Here is a 23,484-nt window from a genome sequence, read left to right on the forward strand (position 1 = left end):
ACCGCGGGTACGGTCCCTACCTTTCCGGGACGGTCGGCGTCTCTTTGGTCAGCGGGTCGGCGACGTCTTCCAGCCCCTTGTTCTCGGCGTCGATACCCAGGAACCAGGCAACCAGACCGCCGGCCATCATGATCGCCGAGCCCATGAGATAACCCCAGACCAGAGGACCGCGCGCCTCGCCGGTGCCGATCAGGACGCCGTAGATTGCCGGGGCGAGTGCGCCGGCGATCTGCGCGATCGAGAAGAAGTAGCTGATCGCCTGGCCCCTGACCTCGATGGGGAAGATCTCGGACACGGTCAGGTAGGCGGCCGAAGCACCCGCGCTCGCGAAGAAGAACGCGACGCACCAGAAGATCGTGTGGGTCACCGGTCCCAGCACGTTGATCGAGAAGAGGACAGCAGAAACGGCGAGGATCACGGCGGAAATCCCGTAGGTCGCGAAAATCATCTTCCGCCGGCCGATCGTGTCGAAGAGCCGGCCCAGGAGGATCGGTCCCAGCAGCGAGCCCAGGGCGAACGGGATCATGTACTTACCGGCCGAGGAATGGCTCACCCCGTAGAACGTCTCGAGCACGATCGCGTAGGTGAAGAAGATCGCGTTGTACAGGAACGACTGGGTGACCATGAGCGTGATGCCCAAAACCGTCCGTTGGGGATAGAGCTTGAGGAACACGTGGGCGAGCTGTCTGAACGGCAGTTTCTCCTCGGGTTTGATGGTCAGGGCCTTGGACTCGTCCACGGCGGGGATCTCGTGGCCCTTGTCCTGCACGTCCTTCTCAATGCCTTCGACCACTGATTCGGCCCTGTCGCCCTGGCCGTGGGTCAGCATCCAGCGGGGAGATTCCGGGATGTGGCGGCGAATCATGATGAGGATCAGCCCGAGCACGGGTCCGATGAAGAACCCGATGCGCCAACCCCAATCGATGGGGAATATGGCCGGATCAAGCAGGAAGATGGTGGCGATCGCGCCGATCATGACGCCGCCCCAGTACGTGCCGTTGACGATCAGATCCACGCGTCCCCGGTATTTGGAGGGAATCAGCTCGTCGATGGTCGCGTTGATCGCGCTGTACTCGCCGCCAATGCCCGCGCCCGCCACGAACCGCCAGATGTAGAGGAACCAGACGGAGTTGGACAGGCCCGCGATGCCGGAGCCGACGAGGTACACGGCCAGAGTCAGGATGAACAGCTTCTTCCGGCCGATGCGGTCCGTGAGGGCACCGAAGACCAGAGAACCGACGACCTGGCCCACGAGGTAGACCGTCGCGGCGCGCGTGATCTGCTCCGTGGACATGTCGAGCGTCTCCGCGAAACCGTTGGCGGCAACGATCTGGACTTCGAGGCCGTCGAGGATCCAGGCCGTTCCCAAGCCGACGATGATCATCGTGTGGAATCTGCTCCACGGCAGCCGGTCCAGGCGGGCCGGAATCAGGCTGGTTACTGTCTTCATAGTGACCAACATAACGTCACTATGTGTCCTGGGCCAGGTTCCGCGGGCGACGGGTCGGTGCGGCGGGCGCTGGGCCGGAGTGGCGGGCCGGTGTGGTGGATCGGTGTGGTGGGCCGGAGGGGTGAGCCTCGAGGTGGCAATTTTGTGCGTCGGCGGTCGGCGAGGTGGCAATTTTGTGTGCCGCAACTCGCGAGGTGGCGGTTTCGTGCAGGGGCGCGCCACGAGGTGGCAGATTCGTGCGTCGGGCCTTCGCCGAGGTGGCGCATTTGTGCGCGGCATCCGGCGAGGTGGCAATGCCGTGCAAGATTTCCGGCGAGGTGGCGAATTCGTGCGCGAATTGGCCCGTTTAACGCACGCCACTGCCACCTCGCGCTCGGATCCGCACGCCATTGCCACCTCGCGAGCTGCTGCGCTAAAAACCGCCACTTCGTCCCGGAACCCGCACAGAATTGCCGCCTCGACCTCCCGACCGCCTGACACTGCCAGGATGCCGGCGGACCACCGGCCGAACGACGCCGCCACCCCAGCCGCCGAACGATGCAGAGACCCACTCCACCCGCCGTACGACGACGCGGCCGCCACACTCACTCACCCCGCCATCCGCCGAGCGACGCCGCGGCCGCCACACCCGCCCCGCCGAACGACGCCACGCCCACCAGCGCGTTCGCATCCGGGTCGCTCGTGTCCGTGGGATGTGGCACACTTAAGTCCAATTGCCGCATACGCACTGCGGGAGAGCCTCGGCTGGTCCGAGCGCCGAAGGAGCAAACCCTCCCCGGGAAACTCTCAGGCCAATGAACCGTAGTGCGAGGCAACTCTGGAAAGGGGTCCCATGACCCCGCCGAAGGGGCAAGGTTGGGCGAGCACCGGCCGAAAACTCTCAGGTCGAGGCACAGAGCGGGGAGGACAGTTCAGCACACCCTCGGAGAGATGATGTCCTTCCTCGAACGCCACCTCGGACCCCGCGCCGAAGAGATCACTTCGATGCTCGACGTACTCGGATACGACTCGCTGGATTTTCTGGCCGACGCCGCCGTGCCGGGGTCCATTCGCCGTGGCACACCGCTCGAGCTGCCGGGGCTGCCGGAGGCCCTCAGCGAGCACGAAGCCACCGCACGCATCAGGTCCTTGGCCGACCGCAACCAGGTCAAGGTCCAGATGATCGGCCAGGGCTACTCCGAGACCATCACGCCGGCCGTGTTGCGGCGGAATATCCTCGAAAACCCGGGGTGGTACACCTCCTACACCCCGTACCAGCCGGAGATTTCGCAGGGCCGGCTCGAGGCCCTGCTCAACTTCCAGAACGCCGTCATGGACCTGACCGGTATGGACATCGCGAACGCGTCGATGCTGGACGAGGCCACCTCGGCGGCCGAGGCGGTCGTGATGATGCGTCGCGCCAATCGGAAGGTCAAGAACGGCAAGGTCGCGGTCGACTCCCGCCTCCTTCCTCAGACGCTCCGGATCATCGAGGGTCGTACGTCCACCTTGGGCATCGACGTCGTCGTCGCGGATCTGTCGCACGGTCTGCCCGACGAAGACCTGTTCGGGGTGCTCGCCGCGCAGATCGGTTCGGAGGGCCAGGTCATCGACAACACCGATCTCGTCGAGGCGGCGCATGCCCGCAACGCATTGGTTGCGATCGCGACCGATCCGTTGGCACTGGCCCTGCTGGTCTCGCCCGGGACTCAGGGGGCCGATATCGCCATCGGCAGCACCCAGCGGTTCGGCGTTCCGCTGTTCTTCGGCGGCCCCCACGCAGCATTCATCGCGGTTCGGCGCGGCCTCGAGCGGTCTCTTCCCGGACGGCTGGTCGGGGTCAGCACGGATTCCTCGGGCCGGCCGGCGTACCGTTTGTCGTTGCAGACGCGCGAGCAGCACATTCGTCGCGAGAAGGCGACGTCGAACATCTGCACCGCCCAGGCACTCTTGGCCGTGGTCGCGGGCGCGTATACGGTCTACCACGGGCCGGAAGGCCTGCGGAGAATCGCCGAGGAGATCCACGACAAGGCCGCGTATCTGGCCGCCGGTCTGGCGGCGGGCGGCATCGAACTGGCCCACACCGCGTTCTTCGACACCGTGACCGCGGTGGTTCCGGGACGTGCCGACGACGTCGTCGCGGCGGCTCTGGACAAGGGCATCAACCTGCGTCGAATCGACGACGATCGCGTCGGGGTGAGCGTGGGGGAGCCGCACACCTTCGACCAGCTCGACGACGTCCTGGCCGCTTTCGGCGCCGGACGTTCGGACTCGCAGCAGGACTTCGATCTTCCCGCTTCCCTTCTCCGCCAGGACGAGTACCTGACCCACCCCGTGTTCCACGGCCACCGCAGCGAGACGTCAATGATGCGTTACCTGCGAGAGCTCGCGGACAAGGACCTCGCCCTGGACCGCACGATGATCCCGTTGGGCTCGTGCACGATGAAGCTCAACGCCGCCTCCGAGATGGAGCCGATCTCGTGGCCGGAATTCGCCAACATCCATCCGCTGGCCCCAAGAGACCAGGCCCAGGGCTGGCTCGAGCTGATCGATGATCTCCAGCGCTGGCTCACGGCAATCACCGGCTACGATGCGGTCTCCCTCCAACCGAATGCCGGATCCCAGGGCGAATACGCGGGACTTCAGGCGATCCGTGACTACCACCGCGACCGTGGGGAAGGGGACCGGGACATCGTCCTGATTCCCGCCTCGGCCCACGGGACCAATGCCGCGTCCGCGGTCATGGCGGGCCTCCAGGTCGTCTCGGTCGCGACCGCCGAGGACGGCTCGATCCTGCTCGACGATCTGAAGGACAAGCTCGACAAGTACGGTCAGAGGCTCGCAGGCATCATGATCACCTATCCGTCCACGCACGGAGTCTACGAGGAGACCGTGACCGAAGTGTGCCGGTTGGTCCACGAAGCCGGTGGGCAGGTGTACCTCGACGGCGCCAACTTGAACGCCCTCGTGGGCCTCGCATCGCCGGGAGAGTTCGGCGGCGACGTGTCCCACCTCAACCTGCACAAGACCTTCTGCATCCCGCACGGCGGAGGCGGCCCCGGCGTCGGTCCGGTCGCCGTGGCCCCGCAGCTTGCGCCCTACCTCCCGGGCGACGCCGCGGAGATCGACGCCGAATCGGGAGCGGACTCCAAGCGGGTCGAAGCCGTGTCCCAGGCCTTCTTCGGCTCGGCGGGCGTGTTGCCGATCTCCTGGATGTACATCGCGATGACCGGGGGAGAGGGCCTGCGCAGCACCGCGCAGGTCGCGGTGCTCAACGCGAATTATTTGGCCAAGAAGCTCAACGACTTCTTCCCGGTGCTGTACACGGGACCCTCGGGCCTGGTGGCCCACGAATGCATCCTGGACCTGCGGCCGATGACCCAATCGTCCGGGATCACCGCGGAGGACGTGTGCAAGCGCCTCATCGACTTCGGGTTCCACGCTCCCACTCTGGCTTTCCCCGTGGCGGGGACGCTCATGGTCGAACCGACGGAGTCGGAGGACCTGGAAGAACTCGACCGGTTCATCGAGGCCATGGCGCAGATCCATGCAGAAATGACGGACGTGGCCGAGGGGCGGGCGAAGGCGGAGACCTCGGTTCTTCGCATGGCTCCCCACACGGCCGAAGTGTTGACTGCGGACGAGTGGGACCGGGAATACTCGCGAGCGTCGGCTGGTTATCCCGTCGCTCGGTTGCGGCGCGCCAAGTACTGGGTTCCCGTCGGTCGCATCGACGGTGCTGCGGGCGACCGCAATTTCGTCTGCGAGTGCCCGCCGATCGAGGCCTTCGACATCGAAGTCGACGAGTCCGCGGCCGAGTGACCCTCACGAAGGAGAGAGTGAGTTCATGACTATCCAGAATCAGGATTACATTCCGGAGACCGAAGGCCCTCGCCGGACCGCGCTGTACGAGGTGCACGAATCGTTGGGGGCTTCCTTCACCGACTTCGGCGGCTGGGAAATGCCGCTCAAGTACGACAACGACGTCGCCGAGCACAAGGCGGTTCGCGAGGCCGCGGGTCTGTTCGATCTGTCCCATATGGGTGAGATCCGCATCGCGGGTCCCGAGGCCTCAGCGCTTCTGGACCACGCCCTGGTCTCCTCGTTCGGGAAGCTCGCGGTCGGACGCGCCAAGTACTCCGTGATGGCCAACGACCGGGGCGGGCTCGTCGATGACCTCATCACGTACCGAGTGGCCGACGAGGAGTATCTCGTGGTTCCGAATGCGGCCAACGCCGACGCCGTTCTGCGCGAGTTCACGGTCAGGGGCACGGATTTCGAGGCAAACGTTCACGAGGAAACAGCGGCAACGTCGCTCATCGCTCTTCAGGGCCCGGTCGCCGCGTCGGTGATCGCCGAAGTCCTCGACGACCTCCGGCTCGCTGACGGCGGAACCGATCTGGCCGGGCTCAAGTACTACGCCGCCGCTCCGGCCGTCCTGGGAGGCATCGAGGTGCTCCTGGCCCGGACGGGGTACACGGGCGAGGACGGCTTCGAACTGTACGTGCCCAATGAGTCAGCTCCAGCACTCTGGGCCCTGTTGGCCGAGGCCGGCAGGGACCGCGGCGTCGTGCCGGCGGGTCTCGCGGCACGTGACTCGCTCCGCCTCGAGGCCGGCATGCCCCTGTATGGTCACGAACTTGGGCCGGAGCTCTCGCCCTACACGTCCGGACTGGGAAAGATGGTCGACGCGGCGCTGCGGAACAAGGAGGAGTTCGTCGGAAGGGACGCCCTGGAGAAGGCCCAGTCGGCGGCTCAGGACGAGGGGCACCGCATCCTGGTCGGCCTGAAAGGACTGTCCAAGCGCCCCGCACGCGCTGGGTCGGTCCTCGTCGAAGGCGAGGGGGAGGACCGTCGGGAGATAGGAACCGTAACCTCGGGCATTCCGTCGCCGACGCTGGGGCACCCCATCGCGATGGCCTTCGTCGACTCCCGGAACGCCGAGACGGGAACCACGATCGCGGTCGACATTCGCGGACGGACCCAGGACTTCGAGGTCGTTGACCTCCCGTTCTACCGGCGGTCCGAATAGACGCATGACCGACGTCGCGAGCAACGGAGCCGTACCAACCTGGGGAGGTGTGGAAAGCCATGATGAGCACCACAGACATCAGCATTTTCGATTTGTTCAGCATCGGGGTGGGACCGTCGAGCTCCCACACCGTCGGCCCGATGAGGGCGGCCAACCGGTTCGTCACGGAGTTGATCGCGGGAGGTCGCCTGAACGACGTCGCCGGCATCAAGGTCGACCTGTACGGTTCGCTCGCCGCGACGGGTGCGGGGCACGGAACCATGTCGGCGACCATCAAAGGGCTGGCGGGCTGGGTCCCCGAGACCATTGATGTCCGCGAGTCCGAACAGATGGTCGCCGACAACCAGGCCACGGGAAAACTCGTGCTGGCCGGTTTCGGCCCGGACTGCGTCAGGTCCGAAGCGACTCGGGATGACCTGGTCGAGGGTCCGGAGGTCGCCATCAGCGAGAAGGAGATGGTCCTCCGCCCGCTGACGGTCCTCGAACGCCACACCAACGGTATACGCTTCACCGCGACCGATACCGACGGCCTCATGCTCGACGAACGGACGTATTTCTCCGTGGGCGGCGGATTCGTGATCGAAGAAGGCGAGGAAGCCGCCGGGGGAGACAGTCTGACGGATGTGCCCTACCCGTTCGACTCGGCCGAGGAGCTGGTCAGCCAGGCCAACGAGGCCCGGATCTCGATCGCGGAACTCAAAATGGCCAATGAGATGACGGCGAGATCCCGGGACGAGGTCGAGGCCGGGATCCTCCACATCTACACGGTGATGAGGGAATGCATCGGTTCGTCGCTGTCCCGCATCGGTTACCTGCCCGGTGCGCTCAAGGTCCGGTGCCGTGCCCAACGGTGGCACAGGGAGCTTCTGGAAGAGGATCCGAACAAGGACCCGCAGTACTCCATCGACTGGGTCAACCTCATCGCGCTCGCGGTCAACGAGGAGAACGCCTTCGGTGGCCGGGTCGTGACGGCGCCCACCAACGGCGCGGCCGGCATCGTGCCCGCCGTGCTGCACTACGCCGTGCACTACATTCCCGAGATCCGTCACGGCGGCCGCAAGGCCAAGGAGCGTGCCGTCATCGACTTCTTCCTGGCGGCGTCCGCGGTCGGATCCTTGTACAAGAAACGCGCGTCGATCTCGGGGGCCGAGGTCGGTTGCCAGGGCGAGGTCGGCTCGGCGTCGTCGATCGCGGCCGGCGGTCTGGCCCAGGTCCTCGGCGGCAATGTCGAGCAGGTCGAGAACGCGGCGGAGATCGCAATGGAGCACAATCTCGGGCTGACCTGCGACCCGGTGGGCGGTCTGGTCCAGATTCCCTGCATCGAGCGCAACGCGATGGCTGCGGCCAAGGCGGTGAACGCCGCCAAGATGGCGATGCGCGGCGACGGTGAGCACCGCGTGTCTCTCGACCAGGTCATCGAGACCATGCGTCAGACCGGCGTCGATATGTCCAACAGATACAAGGAGACCTCGCTGGGCGGGCTGGCGGTCAACGTCGTCGAATGCTGATCTCCGTTCGACGGAGGCGCCCACTGGACAGACCCCCGGAAAGCATGTAGAGTAAAAATTTGCGCTTTCCCTAAATTTTTGTGCCTTCATATAGCGGTGGGTACAACTGATGGATCCAGCTCACGCTTCCAGGCAACCACGACCACCGACACGCAGAGACAGCTCGCCTCCGAGCGCGTCTCGTGCGCCTTGAGATCGCCCGCCGGAATGCGTGAACCCCGTGGATCCGGGCAAGCCTTCGTGTACAGACAGGTCTGTGGAAGGATCCAATCTTGGTCGCCTCGAGCACCTCCAATTATGATGCCGCTCACGCGGAGGGAAACCCGCACGACGGTTCCGCCTCACGCATTTCATTCGCAAAGATTCACGAACCACTCAGTGTTCCCAACCTGCTGGCCCTGCAGACGGAGAGCTTTGACCGCCTGGTCGGCAACGAGCGCTGGATCGAGCGCCTTGCCGAGGCGGACGAGAAGGGCGACAACTCCGTCTCCCGCGTCTCCGGCCTGACCGAGATCTTCGAAGAGATCTCGCCGATCGAGGACTTCCAGGGCACGATGTCCCTGTCCTTCTCGGAGCCGGAATTCGCCGATCCGAAGTACTCCATGGAGGAGTGCAAGGACCGCGACGCAACCTACTCGGCGCCGCTGTACGTCAAGGCCGAGTTCATGAACAACGAAACCGGCGAGATCAAGCAGCAGACCGTGTTCATGGGCGACTTCCCGCTCATGACCGAGTCCGGAACCTTCGTGATCAACGGTTCCGAGCGCGTCGTCGTCTCGCAGCTGGTTCGTTCTCCCGGCGCATACTTCGAGAAGGCCGTCGACCGCACCTCGGACAAGGACATCTTCTCCGCCCGCATCATCCCCTCGCGCGGTGCATGGTTCGAGCTCGAGATCGACAAGCGCGATCAGGTCGGCGTCCGTCTGGACCGCAAGCGCAAGCAGTCCGTGACCGTTCTCCTCAAGGCCCTCGGCTGGACCGACGCGAAGATTCTCGAAGAATTCGGCGAGTACGACTCGATCCGTGCGACCCTCGAGAAGGACACGGTCGAGACCCGTGACGAAGCGCTGATCGATATCTACAAGAAGCTTCGCCCGGGTGAGCCGCCGACGGTCGATGCGGCCCAGTCGCTGCTCGACAACATGTACTTCACCCCGAAGCGCTACGACCTGGCCAAGGTCGGTCGGTACAAGATCAACCGCAAGCTCGGTGTGGACAAGCCCATCGAGGACAACGACTCGTCGGTCCTGACCCAGGACGACATCGTCGCGATGATCCGCTACCTCGTGACCCTGCACGCCGGCGGCAAGTCCATCAAGGGCAAGCGCGACGGCGTCGAGCAGGACATCCTGGTCGACACGGACGACATCGACCACTTCGGCAACCGCCGCATCCGTGCGGTCGGCGAGCTGATCGAGAACCAGATCCGCACGGGCCTGTCCCGTATGGAGCGCGTGGTCCGGGAACGCATGACGACCCAGGACGTCGAGGCCATCACGCCCCAGACCCTGATCAACATCCGACCCGTCGTCGCCTCCATCAAGGAGTTCTTCGGCACCTCGCAGCTCTCGCAGTTCATGGACCAGAACAACCCGCTGGCCGGGCTGACGCACAAGCGTCGTCTCAACGCCCTCGGCCCCGGCGGTCTGTCCCGTGACCGCGCGGGCATGGAGGTTCGCGACGTGCACCCGTCCCACTACGGACGCATGTGCCCGATCGAATCCCCCGAAGGTCCGAACATCGGTCTGATCGGCTCCCTCGCGACCTTCGCGCGCATCAACCCGTTCGGCTTCATCGAGACCCCGTACCGCGAGGTCTCGAACGGCAAGGTGACCGAGAAGGTCGTCTACCTCACCGCGGACGACGAGAAGGGCAAGACCATTGCCCAGGCCAACGCCCCGTTGACCGAGGACCAGACCTTCGTCGAGGACTACGTCCTCTGCCGCGCCGCCGATGGCTCGGGCGAGGCCGAGGCCAAGCCGGCCGGCGACGTCGAGTACATGGACGTCTCCCCGCGCCAGATGGTCTCGGTCGGTACGTCGCTGATTCCGTACCTGGAGCACGACGACGCGAACCGCGCCCTCATGGGTGCCAACATGCAGCGTCAGGCAGTGCCGCTGCTCGAGTCCGAGTCCCCGGTCGTGGGCACCGGCATGGAAGGCTACGCCGCGATGGACTCCGGCGACTCCGTGCTGGCACAGAAGGCCGGTGTGGTCCGCGAGGTCTCGGCCGACATGGTCGTCATCGCGAACGACGACGGCACCACGACGTCGTACCCGATCGCGAAGTTCCTGCGCTCCAACCCCGGCAACTGCTACAACCACCGCGTTGTGGTCTCCGAGGGCGACCGCGTGGGTGCACGCGGCCTGATCGCGGACGGTCCGTCGACCGACCAGGGCGAATTGGCACTCGGCAAGAACCTGCTCGTGGCCTACATGTCCTGGGAGGGCCTCAACTACGAGGACGCGATCATCCTCTCGCAGCGCATGGTCTCCGACGACGTCCTGACCTCGATCCACATCGAGGAGCACGAGATCGACGCCCGTGACACCAAGCTCGGTGCCGAGGAGATCACTCGTGACATCCCCAACGTCTCCGAAGAGGTCCTCTCGGCCCTCGACGAGCGCGGCATCATCCACATCGGTGCCGAGGTCGAGGCCGGTGACATCCTGGTCGGGAAGGTCACGCCGAAGGGCGAGACCGAGCTGACCCCGGAGGAGCGCCTGCTGCGCGCCATCTTCGGTGAGAAGTCCCGCGAGGTTCGCGACACGTCGCTCAAGGTCCCGCACGGCGAGTCCGGCACCGTCATCGGCGTCCGCGTGTTCGACCGGGACGAGGACGACGAGGACATGCCTCCCGGCGTCAACCAGCTGGTCCGCGTCTACGTGGCCCAGAAGCGCAAGATCACCGACGGCGACAAGCTCGCCGGCCGTCACGGGAACAAGGGCGTGATCTCCAAGATCCTGCCCGTCGAGGACATGCCTTTCATGGCCGACGGAACCCCCGTCGACGTGATCCTGAACCCGCTGGGCGTTCCCGGCCGTATGAACATCGGCCAGGTCCTGGAGGTGCACACCGGCTGGCTCGCCAAGCAGGGCTGGAAGATCGAGGGCAACCCCGAGTGGCTCGACAACCTTCCGAACTTCCCGAAGGAATCGGGCCCGACCAAGGTTGCGACCCCGGTGTTCGACGGTGCGGACGAGCAGGAGATCTTCGATCTGCTGGACCACACGAACCTCAACCGCGACGGCGAGCGTCTGATCGACAGCACGGGCAAGGCCCTGTTGTTCGACGGTCGTACCGGCGAGCCCTTCCCGGAACCGATTTCGGTCGGTTACCAGTACATCCTCAAGCTGCACCACCTGGTGGACGACAAGATCCACGCGCGTTCGACCGGGCCGTACTCGATGATTACCCAGCAGCCGCTGGGCGGTAAGGCCCAGTTCGGCGGTCAGCGTTTCGGTGAGATGGAGGTGTGGGCACTCGAGGCCTACGGCGCTGCCTACACCCTGCAGGAAATCCTGACCATCAAGTCCGACGACGTCCACGGACGCGTCAAGGTCTACGAGGCCATCGTGAAGGGCGACAACATCCCCGAACCGGGTGTTCCCGAGTCCTTCAAGGTGCTCATCAAGGAAATGCAGTCTCTGTGCCTGAACGTCGAGGTCCTCTCGACCGAAGGCAATGCGATCGAAATGCGCGACTCGGAGGACGAAGGATTCCGGGCTGCCGATGAATTGGGTATTGACCTCTCCCACAACGAGCCCAGCTCGGTCGAGGAAGTCTAGACCTCACTCATCCACCCCAGATCCTTCACGAGTTTTTGAGAGAAAAGGACCCCATGTCCAACGAATCTTCACTTGGCCTGATGCGGATTGGCCTGGCCACCGCGGAAGACATCCGAAACTGGTCGTACGGTGAGGTCAAAAAGCCGGAGACCATCAACTACCGAACCCTGAAGCCGGAGAAGGAAGGCCTGTTCGACGAGCGGATCTTCGGACCCACTCGCGACTGGGAATGCTACTGCGGCAAGTACAAGCGCGTGCGCTTCAAGGGAATCATCTGCGAACGCTGCGGCGTCGAGGTCACGCGTGCCAAGGTGCGCCGTGAGCGCATGGGCCACATCGAGCTCGCCGCTCCCGTGACGCACATCTGGTACTTCAAGGGTGTTCCCTCCCGTCTGGGATACCTGCTCGATCTGGCGCCGAAGGATCTCGAGAAGATCATCTACTTCGCCGCCTACATGATCACGTGGGTCGACGAGGAAGGCCGTCACGACGACCTGCCGAACCTGCAGGCCGCGCACGACAAGGACAAGAAGGCCCTCGAATCCGAGCGCGACACCGACATTGCGGCGATCGCCAAGGAGACCGAGGAAGAGCTGGCCCGCATCGAGGCGGAAGGCGGCAAGGCCGCCGAGAAGCGCAAGCTGCGCGACTCCTCGGAGCGTCAGATGGCCCAGGTGCGCAAGCGCGTCGACGCCGAGATTGCCCACATGGACCAGGTCTTCGAGCGCTTCAAGAACCTCAAGGTCAGCGACCTCGAGGGCGACGAGGCGCTGTACCGCTCCATGGTCGACAAGTACGGTATGTACTTCGAGGGTTCGATGGGCGCCGAGTCCATCAAGAACCGTCTCGAGAACTTCGACATGGCGGCCGAGGCCGAGGCCCTGCGCGAGGTCATCCAGAACGGCAAGGGACAGCGGAAGACCCGTGCGCTCAAGCGCCTCAAGGTCATCAACGCGTTCCTGACGACCAACAACTCGCCGCTGGGCATGGTCCTGGACGCGGTCCCCGTGATCCCGCCGGAGCTGCGCCCGATGGTTCAGCTGGATGGTGGCCGCTTCGCGACGTCGGATCTCAACGATCTCTACCGCCGCGTGATCAACCGCAACAACCGCCTGAAGCGTCTTCTGGATCTCGGTGCCCCCGAGATCATCGTGAACAACGAGAAGCGCATGCTCCAGGAGGCCGTCGACTCGCTGTTCGACAACGGCCGCCGCGGACGTCCGGTCACCGGACCGGGCAACCGTCCGCTCAAGTCGCTGTCCGACATGCTCAAGGGCAAGCAGGGTCGTTTCCGTCAGAACCTGCTCGGAAAGCGCGTCGACTACTCGGGTCGTTCCGTGATCGTCGTCGGACCCCAGCTGAAGATGCACCAGTGCGGTCTGCCCAAGCAGATGGCCCTGGAGCTGTTCAAGCCGTTCGTGATGAAGCGCCTGGTCGACCTGAACCACGCGCAGAACATCAAGTCGGCCAAGCGCATGGTCGAACGGTTCCGCCCCCAGGTGTGGGATGTTCTCGAGGAGATCATTACCGAGCACCCCGTGCTGCTGAACCGTGCACCAACCCTGCACCGTCTGGGCATCCAGGCGTTCGAGCCGCAGCTCGTCGAGGGCAAGGCCATCCAGCTCCACCCGCTCGTTTGCTCGGCGTTCAACGCCGACTTCGACGGTGACCAGATGGCCGTGCACCTGCCGCTGAGCCCCGAGGCCCAGGCCGAGGCGCGCGTCCTGATGCTGTCCTCGAACAACATCCTGAAGCCCTCCGACGGCCGCCCCGTGGCGGTTCCCTCGCAGGACATGATCATCGGCCTGCACCACCTGACTACGGTCCGCGAAGGCGAGAAGGGCGAGGGCCACGCGTTCTCGTCCCTGGCCGAGGCCCTCATGGCCATGGAGCGCAAGGAGATCCACCTCAACTCGCGCGTCAAGATCGTGCTCACGGACTTCGTGCCCTACGAGGGCTGGGAAGCTCCCGAGGGCTGGGAGCAGGGCCAGCCGGTCCTGGTCGAGTGCACGGTCGGGCAGGTCCTGTTCAACGAGACCCTCCCCGCCGACTACCCGTGGTTCACCGGCATCGCCGACAAGAAGGGCCTCGGCCAGCTCGTCAACGATCTGGCGGAGAACTACCCGATGGTCGACGTCGCCCGGACCCTGGACAACCTCAAGGACACCGGTTTCTACTGGGCCTCCCGCTCGGGCGTGACCGTGGCCGTCTCCGATATCGCGACGCCTCCGGCGAAGCGCGAGATCATGGCCGGCTACGAGAAGCAGGCGGACGAGATCCAGGGCCAGTACGAGTTGGGCCTGATCGACGACGACGAGCGTCGTTCGGAACTCATCGACATCTGGACCAAGGCGACCGACGAGGTCGCCGAGGCCATGCGCGAGAACCTGACCGATCTGAACACGATCAACCGCATGGTTTCCTCGGGCGCCCGAGGAAACTGGATGCAGGTGCGCCAGATCGCGGGTATCCGTGGTCTCGTGGCCAACACACGTGGCGAGATCATGCCCCGCCCGATCAAGTCCTCCTACCGCGAGGGCCTGTCGGTTCTGGAGTACTTCATCGCTACCCACGGTGCCCGTAAGGGCCTCGCGGATACCGCGTTGCGTACCGCAAACTCCGGTTACCTGACGCGTCGTCTTGTCGACGTCTCGCAGGATGTCATCGTTCGCGAGCTGGACTGCCAGACTCGCCGCGGCCTGAACCTGCCGCTCGTCCAGATCGACGAGGACACCGGTTCGGTCATGCTGCACGAGGACGTCGAGAACTCGATCCACGGTCGTATCCTCGCGGTCGATGCCAAGGACGAGAACGACAACGTGCTGGCCAGCGCGGGCGACGACGTCTCCGACGCCGTGATCCGCAAGCTGTACCAGGCCGGCGTCCAGAACGTGCGCGTGCGCTCCGTGCTGACCTGCGAGTCCGCCGTGGGTGTGTGTGCGAAGTGCTACGGCCGGTCGATGGCCTCCGGCAACCTGGTGGACATCGGCGAAGCCGTGGGCATTATCGCCGCCCAGTCCATTGGTGAGCCCGGTACCCAGCTGACCATGCGTACCTTCCACACCGGTGGTGTGGCCTCCTCGGAGGACATCACGCAGGGTCTGCCGCGTATTCAGGAGCTCTTCGAGGCGCGTACCCCGAAGGGTGTCGCCCCGATCTCAGAGATCGCCGGACGCGTGTCCATCGAGGACACGGACAAGGCCCTCAAGATCATCGTCACCCCGGACAACAAGGACGACGAGGCGATCGCTTACCAGATCCTTCGCCGTGCCCGTCTGCTCGTGGACGAGGGCGACCGCGTCGAGGTCGGCCAGCAGCTGGTCTCGGGCGCCGTGGACCCGAAGGAAGTCCTTCGTATCCGCGGACCGCGCGAGGCGCAGAAGCACCTGGTGGACGAGGTCCAGGGCGTGTACCGCTCGCAGGGTGTGGGCATCCACGACAAGCACGTGGAAGTCATCATCCGCCAGATGACGCGTCGGATCACCGTCATCGAGTCCGGTGACACCGCGTTGCTGCCGGGTGAGCTCGTCGAGACCGTGGCCTTCCAGCAGGCCAACAAGACGGCGATGATCAACCAGCAGCGTCCCGCCGCGGGCCGTCCGGAGCTCATGGGCATTACCAAGGCTTCGCTGGCCACCGACTCGTGGCTCTCCGCGGCCTCCTTCCAGGAGACCACTCGCGTCCTGACCCAGGCCGCGATGGAGGGCAAGTCTGATCCGCTGGTCGGGCTCAAGGAGAATGTCATCATCGGCAAGCTCATCCCGGCCGGTACCGGCCTCGATCGCTACAACACGATCGACGTCGAGCCGACCGAGGAAGCACGCGAGAAGCTGTACGCCAATTCGACAGGGTTCGGCGACTTCAGCTACGCGGCGGAGAACGACGCCTCCGTGGCCGCCGAATTCCAGGCCATCCCGCTGGATGACTACGACTTCGGCAGCAACTGATTCGACCGCAGAATCGAAGCGGGCGTTGAGGCACTGAGCCCTCGCGTCCGATGACAACGGCCGGTTCCCTCCCTACGGAGGGGACCGGCCGTTGTCGTTCGCATGGCGTACATCGAGTCACATCACGAACGGGCTGCCGGTAGATTGGCGACGGGGCGAGTCAGGCATCACAGTTGCCCCGGAAGGAGATCGACATGGCGGTCGAAGACCACGCAGAGAAGAACCTGGATGAAGAGAACTTCACCGCGCCGACGGTGACCGGCCCCGACGCCGCGGCCGACCGTCAGGCAGACATCAACAGGGAAGTCCGGCAGCACCAGGAGCAGTACCGGGTGTCCGGTGCCCGCGAGAGCCAACCGCGGCTCGACTACGCCCCATATCGCAGTTCGGTGCTGCGGCACCCGACCAAGGACCCGCACCACACGGACCCGGAACTGATCGAGCTGACCTCTCCGGCGTTCGGCCACCGCGATGTCCACGACCTGGAATCGGATCTGACGGTTCAGGGCGGGGGAGAACCGATCGGGGAGCGCATCAAGATCCGCGGTCGTGTCATGGACTCCGCGGGCCGCCCCGTCAGGAACCAGCTCGTTGAGATCTGGCAGGCCAATGCGGCCGGACGCTACATCCACAAACGAGATCAGCACCCGGCACCGTTGGACCCCAACTTCACCGGCGTCGGCCGCTGCCTGACCGGTGATGACGGTTCCTACGAATTCACGACCATCAAGCCCGGTCCGTACCCCTGGAAGAACCACCGCAACGCGTGGCGCCCTGCCCACGTGCATTTCTCCTTGTTCGGGACGGATTTCACGCAGCGGATGATCACCCAGATGTACTTCCCGGGTGACCCGCTCTTTGCCCTTGACCCGATTTACCAATCGATCGTCGATCCCAAGGCCCGGGAGAGACTGGTCGCCTCGTACGACCACGACGTGTCCGAGCACGAGTGGTTGCTCGGCTACACCTGGGACATCGTGCTGGGCGGGAGCAACCGCACCTGGATGGAACCGGAGGATGAGAACTGATGGCACGCGAAGAACTACGAACCCCCGTCAGCCGTGGTCGGACCGTCGAGAACCCGCCCGCCGACCTGACCCCGACGCCGGGACAGACGATCGGCCCCTTCTTCGGCTACGCGAACGCGCACGAGGAGGTGGGCTTGCCCTATCGGGGAGGGCCCGAGCTCGTGAGCCGCGCCCACCCGGAGGCGTCACGACTTCACGGGCAGGTGTATGACGGCGCAGGTGATGTCATCCCGGACGCGATGCTCGAAATCTGGCAGGCGGATCCGCAGGGGCGGATACCCGAGGAAACCGGTTCACTGAACCGGGACGGGTACACCTTCACCGGGTGGGGCCGTCAGGCCGTCGACCGGTTGGGCACCTACAGCTTCACGACCCTCGAACCGGGCGCACCGGGACAGGGCCACGCGCCGTACTTCCTGATGGTGATCTTCGCGCGCGGACTGCTCAACAGGCTCTTCACCCGCGTCTACCTGCCCGACGACGAGCAGGCTCTGGCGGACGATCCCTTGCTGGCCTCGCTTCCTGCGGAGCGCCGCCGGACCATGATCGCGACACGCCTCGACGACGGCTCCCTGCACCACGACATCCGTCTCCAGGGCGACCGGGAGACGGTCTTCTTGGCCTACCCCGGGATCGAGAGCTAGTCATGGTTTTCACCGATCTCCTGGTCCCCGGCGGTCAGCGGGCCGAGCCCGTGATCGGCGACGCCGCCGTGGCGCGCGCGCTCGTCCGAGCCGAATCGGCCTGGGTTCTGGCCCAGGCCGACCTGGGGTGCGCGGATGCACCGACCGCGGTGCGGGTGGCTTCGGTCCTCGACACCGTGGGGGACGAAATCCTTGTGGAGATTGCCTCGGAGGCCGAGGGCGGAGGCAACCCCGTGATCGGTCTGGTCCGGCGCCTCAAAGCTGAGGTCTCGGACCCTGACGGCGGGCAGGACGCCGCCCGGGAGCTCGTGCACCGGGGGCTGACGAGCCAGGACGTCATGGACACCGCGCTCATGCTGCTGGTTCGTGATTCGCTCGGGGCCGTTCACGAGGCTCTCGGGTCCGCGGCGGACGAGCTCGAGGGGCTCGCCTCATCGCACGCCGAGACCCCCATGGCCGCGAGGACTCTCGGTCAGCGCGCCCTCCCCACGACCTTCGGGGCTCGGGCGGGACGCTGGCTGGATGCCGTGGCGGCGGCCCATGCCGCGACGGACCCGGATCGTTTGTGGCTCCCGGTGTCAGGGGGAGGGGCCGCCGGGACGAACGCGGCCGTGCTCGATCTCGCGGGGAGCTCGAACGACGACGGGCTCAGCATGCCAGTTCCCGATCGGCTGGGGCTCATGTGGGCCCAGCGGTTGGGGCTCAATGCCCCGGCCTCCGAACAGGTCTGGCACACGCGGCGTCGGCCTCTGATCGACGCCGTTGAGCCGCTCGCGAGGGCAGCCACCGCGTGCGGCAAGATCGCCGGCGACGTCGTGATCTCATCCCGCAACGAGATCGCCGAACTCGCAGAGCCGGCGGCGAAGGGGCGAGGGGGATCCTCGTCGATGCCGCACAAGCGCAATCCGAGCATGTCGATCCTTGTCCGTCGCTCGGCGGTCGCCTGTGCTCGGGCCATCGGCGAACTGCTCGAGTCCGAGGCCCTCGCGGTCGAGGAACGATCGGACCTGGCCTGGCACCTGGAGTGGGAACCGATTCGTACTGCCGCCCGGCACAGCATCATCGCGTCCACGATGACGGCCGAAATGCTCGCGGGCCTCGAGGTGGATGCCCAAGCCATGAGGTCCCATCTCGGCCAGGATCCCGTCGAAACGGCCGGCTCCCCGGGGACGGGGAACAGTGCAGACCAGGCCCGAGCGGCCGCACGCCGTTGGAAGAACGCGAAGGAGAAGAAATGACCGTACCGGACCTGACTCCCGTCGCACTCGGGGACAACCTCACGGGCTCGCAGCCCGAGGACCACGCCCGCCAGGACAAGCCGCTTCTGATTCTCGGACCCTCGTTGGGCACCGCCGTGACTCCGCTGTGGGCGCCGGCCGCGGCTCACCTGAAGGATCGCTTCGAGCTGATCGGATGGGAGCTTCCCGGGCACGGTCGCGGAAGCGTGGTCGCGGACGAATTCGATGTCGAGGATCTCGCGGAGGGCGTGCACCGCCTGGCCGATCGTCTTCGCCAGGAGCGCGGCACCCCGGACAAGAAGTACTTCTACGCGGGGGTCTCGGTCGGGGGTGCCGTGGGGCTTGCCCTGTCCCTCGCTCATCCCGACGCCGTACAGGCCGTGGCCGCGATCTGCACGGGTGCCAAGATCGGGGAGCGCGCCGGGTGGATCGAACGGGCCGAACTGGTCGAAACCTCCGGGACACCCACGCAGGTCATCGGATCCGCGGAGAAATGGTTCGCGCCCGGTTTCCTGGAACGGCAGCGCGTCATTGCAACCGAGCTCCTCCACAGCCTCCAGGAAGCCGATCGGAACGACTACGGCCTGGTGTGCCGGGCCCTGTCACGATGTGATCTGCGTGATCGTCTGGGCGAGATTTCGGTCCCGGTGCTGACCCTGGCTGGTGCGCACGATGTGGCAACGCCCCCGGAAAGTCTCCAGCAGGTGGCCGACGGCGTCGCACAGTCCGCGTCCGTGGTCTTCGACGATGCCGCCCATCTCCTCCCCGCGGAACGTCCCGAAGATACCGCCCGGGAGATCGCCGCGTTCTTCCTTCCCGACGACGGCCGGTCCGGTGGGTCGTCCGACGTTCGGTCGGAGAATGCGGCCTCTGGGACGGAATGGCCGGCCCTTCCCGACCCCGTTGCACCTCGGTCCAGGGTCAAGGAAGAAGGCATGACAGTGCGCCGGGAGGTCCTCTCGGACGAGCACGTGGACCGTGCCGAATCCCGGACCACGGAGTTCACCGCACCGTTCCAGGACCTCATTTCCCGATACGCCTGGGGAGAAATCTGGACCCGCCCCGGGCTGGACCGGAAGACGCGCAGCGCGATCACCCTGACGGCCATGATCGCCCTCGGTCACTGGCAGGAATTCGACATGCACATCAAGGCCGCGCGCAGGAACGGCGTCGGGATTCCCGAGATCCAGGAGATCATTCTCCAATCCGCGATCTACTGCGGTGTCCCTGCCGCCAATACCGCCTTCTCCCGGGCCCAGTCGGTCCTGGACGATCTGGGCGACCTCTGAATTCAGAGTCACGACAACAACCCCTCCGGAAGGAACCCATGAACGAGTTGCATCCCGCGTACGTCTACGACGCGGTCCGGACGCCCTTCGGCAAATACGGCGGCGGGCTCTCCGGCACGCGCCCCGATGACTTGGCGGCCTTCGTGGTTCGTCGCATCGTCGAACGCGCCCCTGGTCTCGCCGGCGAGTCGGTCGATGAAGTCTTCCTCGGAAACGCCAACGGCGCGGGGGAGGAAAACCGCAATGTGGCACGCATGGCGACCCTCCTCGCGGGCCTGCCGGAATCGGTGCCCGGGACCACGATCAACAGGTTGTGCGGATCCTCGCTCGATGCCGCGATCCAGGCGAGCCGGGCCATCAGCCTGGGCGAGGCCGACGTCGTCGTCACGGGCGGCGTGGAGTCCATGTCCCGGGCACCGTGGGTTCTGCCGAAGACCAGCAAGCCTTTCCCCGCGGGGGACCTGAACCTGGCGTCCACGACCCTGGGCTGGCGGCTGGTGAACCCGGAGATGAAGGATCGTTGGACGGTTTCTCTCGGCGAGGCCACCGAGCGCTTGGCCGAGAAGTACGGTGTGCGGCGCGAGGCCATGGACGAGTTCAGCGCCCGCTCGCATCGGTTGGCAGCCGAGGCCTGGTCCTCCGGTTTCTACGACGACCTGGTCGAACAGGTCCCCGGGACGGACCTGGAGCGCGACGAGTCGATGCGGCCGGACAGCACGCCAGAGACTCTTGCAGGCCTGCGTACGGTGTTCCGCAAGGACAACGGTCAGGTCACCGCGGGCAATTCGTCGCCCTTGAACGACGGCGCCTCCGCGGCCCTGCTCGGCAGTGAGAAGGCCGCGGAGACGGTTGGCCTCGATCCGCTGGCGCGTCTTGCCGGCCGGGGCGTGGCCGCCAACGAGCCACAATATTTCGGTTATGCCCCCGTCGAGGCAGCGAATCGTGCCCTGGAACGGGCCGGGATCACCTGGGACGACGTCGGCACCGTCGAACTCAACGAGGCTTTCGCCGCGCAGTCCCTCGCGTGCATCGACGCATGGGGCATCGATCCGGAGATCGTCAATCCGCACGGTGGCGCTATCGCGATCGGGCACCCGCTCGGAGCCTCGGGAACGAGGATCCTCGGCACCCTGGCCCGCTCCATGAAGGCCTCAGGCACCAGATGGGGCGTGGCCGCGATCTGCATCGGCGTCGGTCAGGGCCTGGCCGTGGTGCTCGAGAACGAAGAAGGAAGGTGAGAGGCCAGTGGTGAACTTCGTGACGAGCGCGGAAGAGGCCGTTCGAGGGATTACGGACGATTCGACGGTCATGATCGGCGGATTCGGGGTCGCCGGCCAACCGGTGGAGCTGATCGACGCCCTGATCGACCAAGGGGCGACCGGACTCACGGTGGTCAACAACAACGCGGGAAACGGTGACGTCGGATTGGCGCGCCTGATCGCCCTGGGTCGGGTCAGGAAGATCATCTGCTCCTTCCCGCGGCAGTCGGATTCGTGGCATTTCGACGAGAAGTACCGGGCGGGGGAGATCGAGCTCGAAGTCGTGCCGCAGGGAAATCTGGCGGAGCGGATCCGCGCCGCCGGAGCGGGGATCGGGGCCTTCTTCACCCCGACCGGATACGGCACGGAGCTGGCCGAGGGCAAGGAAACCAGGGAGATCGACGGCGTCCACTACGTCCTCGAGTACCCTCTTCGGGCGGACTTCGCGTTGACCAAGGCCTGGACGAGCGACGACGTCGGCAACCTGACCTACAGGAAGACGGCGCGGAATTTCGGCCCGATCATGGCGGCCGCTTCAAGCCATTCGACCGTTCAGGTCTCCCGCAGGGTCTCCGCCGGAGACATGGACCCGGAGGCCGTGGCGACCCCCGGAATCTATGTGGACACGGTCGTGAACATTCCGGAAGCATCGACGAAAGGCCAGGACTCATGAGCGCGCTCAGCACGACTCCTCGCACCAGTGACAATGCCCTGGACCGTGAGGCCATGGCCCGATTGGTTGCCGAAGACATCCCCGCGGGGGCCTTCGTGAATCTCGGCATCGGTCAACCGACCAAAGTCTCGAACTACCTGGATCCCGAGCACGGTGTAACTCTTCACACCGAGAACGGGATGCTCGGTATGGGTCCCCAGGCCCACGACGAGGACATCGATCCCGATCTCATCAATGCTGGAAAGATCCCGGTCAAGGAGACGCCAGGAACCTCGTATTTCCACCACGCCGATTCGTTCGCGATGATGCGGGGAGGTCACCTGGACATCTGTGTTCTCGGTGCATTCCAAGTCGCCCAGAACGGTGACCTCGCGAACTGGTCCACGGGGGCACCGGGAGCCATCCCTGCGGTCGGCGGGGCGATGGACCTGGCCATCGGCGCGAAGCAGACGTTCGTGATGATGAACCTGCGGTCGAAGGACGGCACCCCGAAATTGGTCCGTGAGTGCGATTTCCCGTTGACCGGGGTCGGATGCGTGTCCCGTGTCTACACGGATGCGGCGGTGTTCGAATTGGCCGACGGCGTCGTCCACGTCCGGGAGACCTTCGGCATCGACGCGCAGGACCTCGCCCGTGAGCTCGACGTGGACTTGCAGGGCCCGCTGGACACCGAGGGCACGGGCAACACTTCCGGTGCCGGAACCACGACGGGCACCCGATGAGCGAAGCCTATGTCCAGTCCCTGGCGCGCGGCATTTCCGTGCTGCGGGCCTTCGACGCCGACCACGCCAGCATGTCCCTGTCCGAGGTGGCCCAAAAAACCGGGCTGACCAGAGCCACGGCCCGCAGATTCCTCCACACTCTCGTGGAACTCGGATACGTCCACGCGGACGGCAAGGTCTTTCGGCTGAGCCCGACGGTCCTGGGCATCGGGTATTCGTATTTGTCCAGCCTGTCCCTGCCGGATCTTGCGTATCCGCACCTGAGGGAACTCTCCGGGCGGGTGGGGGAGTCCACCTCGATGTCGGTCCTCGAGGGCGACGACATCATCTACGTCGCTCGGGTCCATGCCCGGCGCATCATGCACGTGGCGATCAGCGTCGGGACCAGTTTTCCCGCCCACGCGACGTCGATGGGCCGGGTCCTGCTCGCGGGGTTGGACGAAGAACGGCTCGAGGCGTACCTCGAGCGGCAGGAACCCGAAGAGCTGACGGGGCACACGGTCACCGATATCGACGAGCTGCGTGCGCGCATCCTGCGGGTCCGGGAACGCGGGTGGGAGATCGTGGACCAGGAACTCGAAATGGGTTTGCGATCGGTAGCCGCCCCGGTGACGGACGCCAAGGGCCGCCACATTGCCGCCGTCAACGTCTCGATGCGGGTCGGCACGGAGAATGCCCGAGCCGACAAGATCAAGGAGAAGATCCTGCCGAGGCTCAGGGAGACGGCCCTCCGCATCGGCCACGCCTATCGGTCCGGGGCCGGGCTGAGTCTGCCGTCCTGACGCGGAGGGACCAGTCGTCGCGTGCCTCACAGTCATTCGCCAACGGGCCGATTCTGGGGTATCGTTGATGTCGAAGTACTCAGTCTCAGTGCGAGTGTGCTGTGCGCGAAGGCTTGTGACCCCGTTCGACGGACCGCTGAAGGTC

At 65.5% G+C, this 23,484-nt stretch carries 14 protein-coding genes and 2 riboswitches; of the genes, 13 read left to right on the forward strand and 1 reads right to left on the reverse strand.

Annotation, left to right across the window (positions count from 1 at the left end):
• Positions 1–16: 16 nt before the first annotated feature.
• Entirely contained in the window at positions 17–1,450 is a 1,434-nt protein-coding gene (locus tag EWU68_RS00220; RefSeq protein WP_238692223.1) for an MFS transporter, read from the reverse strand.
• 720 nt (positions 1,451–2,170) lie between these two features.
• Positions 2,171–2,262: riboswitch (glycine riboswitch) on the forward strand.
• Positions 2,263–2,356: riboswitch (glycine riboswitch) on the forward strand.
• Between the two features lie 27 nt (positions 2,357–2,383).
• Between EWU68_RS00220 and gcvP the strand changes: the two genes are divergently transcribed.
• The 13 genes from gcvP to EWU68_RS00285 all read left to right on the forward strand — a co-directional run bounded on the left by gcvP (position 2,384) and on the right by EWU68_RS00285 (position 23,339).
• A complete protein-coding gene (gene gcvP, locus EWU68_RS00225) occupies positions 2,384–5,251 on the forward strand; it encodes an aminomethyl-transferring glycine dehydrogenase (RefSeq protein WP_238692286.1) in 2,868 nt (955 codons plus the stop codon).
• 25 nt (positions 5,252–5,276) lie between these two features.
• The gene (gene gcvT / locus EWU68_RS00230; RefSeq protein ID WP_129313878.1) at positions 5,277–6,461 is read left to right on the forward strand and encodes a glycine cleavage system aminomethyltransferase GcvT; all 1,185 of its coding nucleotides are present in this window, start codon (positions 5,277–5,279) and stop codon (positions 6,459–6,461) included.
• A gap of 59 nt (positions 6,462–6,520) precedes the next feature.
• Entirely contained in the window at positions 6,521–7,969 is a 1,449-nt protein-coding gene (locus EWU68_RS00235) for an L-serine ammonia-lyase (protein WP_129313879.1), read from the forward strand.
• Between the two features lie 272 nt (positions 7,970–8,241).
• Positions 8,242–11,757, forward strand: coding sequence for a DNA-directed RNA polymerase subunit beta (gene rpoB, locus EWU68_RS00240; RefSeq protein WP_129313880.1), 3,516 nt, complete (start codon positions 8,242–8,244; stop codon positions 11,755–11,757).
• A 53-nt stretch (positions 11,758–11,810) separates the two neighbouring features.
• Positions 11,811–15,704: a DNA-directed RNA polymerase subunit beta' gene (locus EWU68_RS00245; protein WP_129313881.1), complete on the forward strand. Its 3,894-nt coding sequence runs from the start codon at positions 11,811–11,813 to the stop codon at positions 15,702–15,704.
• Between the two features lie 194 nt (positions 15,705–15,898).
• Positions 15,899–16,732 carry a protocatechuate 3,4-dioxygenase subunit beta gene (gene pcaH / locus EWU68_RS00250; RefSeq protein ID WP_129313882.1) on the forward strand — a complete coding sequence of 278 codons (834 nt, stop codon included), beginning with the start codon at positions 15,899–15,901 and terminating at the stop codon, positions 16,730–16,732.
• Positions 16,732–17,376 carry a protocatechuate 3,4-dioxygenase subunit alpha gene (gene pcaG / locus EWU68_RS00255; RefSeq protein ID WP_129313883.1) on the forward strand — a complete coding sequence of 215 codons (645 nt, stop codon included), beginning with the start codon at positions 16,732–16,734 and terminating at the stop codon, positions 17,374–17,376. Before pcaH ends, pcaG begins: the two co-directional genes overlap by 1 nt.
• 2 nt (positions 17,377–17,378) lie before the next feature.
• A complete protein-coding gene (locus EWU68_RS00260) occupies positions 17,379–18,614 on the forward strand; it encodes a lyase family protein (RefSeq protein WP_129313884.1) in 1,236 nt (411 codons plus the stop codon).
• A complete protein-coding gene (gene pcaDC / locus EWU68_RS13460) occupies positions 18,611–19,903 on the forward strand; it encodes a bifunctional 3-oxoadipate enol-lactonase/4-carboxymuconolactone decarboxylase PcaDC (RefSeq protein ID WP_129313885.1) in 1,293 nt (430 codons plus the stop codon). The genes EWU68_RS00260 and pcaDC overlap by 4 nt, the downstream gene beginning before the upstream one ends.
• Before the next feature lie 47 nt (positions 19,904–19,950).
• On the forward strand, positions 19,951–21,141 hold the full coding sequence (locus EWU68_RS00270) for a thiolase family protein (RefSeq protein WP_129314460.1): 1,191 nt from the start codon (positions 19,951–19,953) through the stop codon (positions 21,139–21,141).
• Positions 21,142–21,148: 7 nt separating this feature from the next.
• On the forward strand, positions 21,149–21,835 hold the full coding sequence (locus tag EWU68_RS00275) for a 3-oxoacid CoA-transferase subunit A (RefSeq protein ID WP_129313886.1): 687 nt from the start codon (positions 21,149–21,151) through the stop codon (positions 21,833–21,835).
• Complete coding sequence (locus tag EWU68_RS00280) at positions 21,832–22,557, forward strand: 3-oxoacid CoA-transferase subunit B (protein ID WP_129313887.1); 726 nt, start codon at positions 21,832–21,834, stop codon at positions 22,555–22,557. Before EWU68_RS00275 ends, EWU68_RS00280 begins: the two co-directional genes overlap by 4 nt.
• A complete protein-coding gene (locus tag EWU68_RS00285) occupies positions 22,554–23,339 on the forward strand; it encodes an IclR family transcriptional regulator domain-containing protein (RefSeq protein WP_129313888.1) in 786 nt (261 codons plus the stop codon). The genes EWU68_RS00280 and EWU68_RS00285 overlap by 4 nt, the downstream gene beginning before the upstream one ends.
• Positions 23,340–23,484 lie beyond the last annotated feature (145 nt).

The sequence above is a fragment of the Rothia koreensis genome (assembly GCF_004136575.1).
Taxonomy (GTDB): Bacteria; Actinomycetota; Actinomycetes; order Actinomycetales; family Micrococcaceae; genus Rothia; species Rothia koreensis.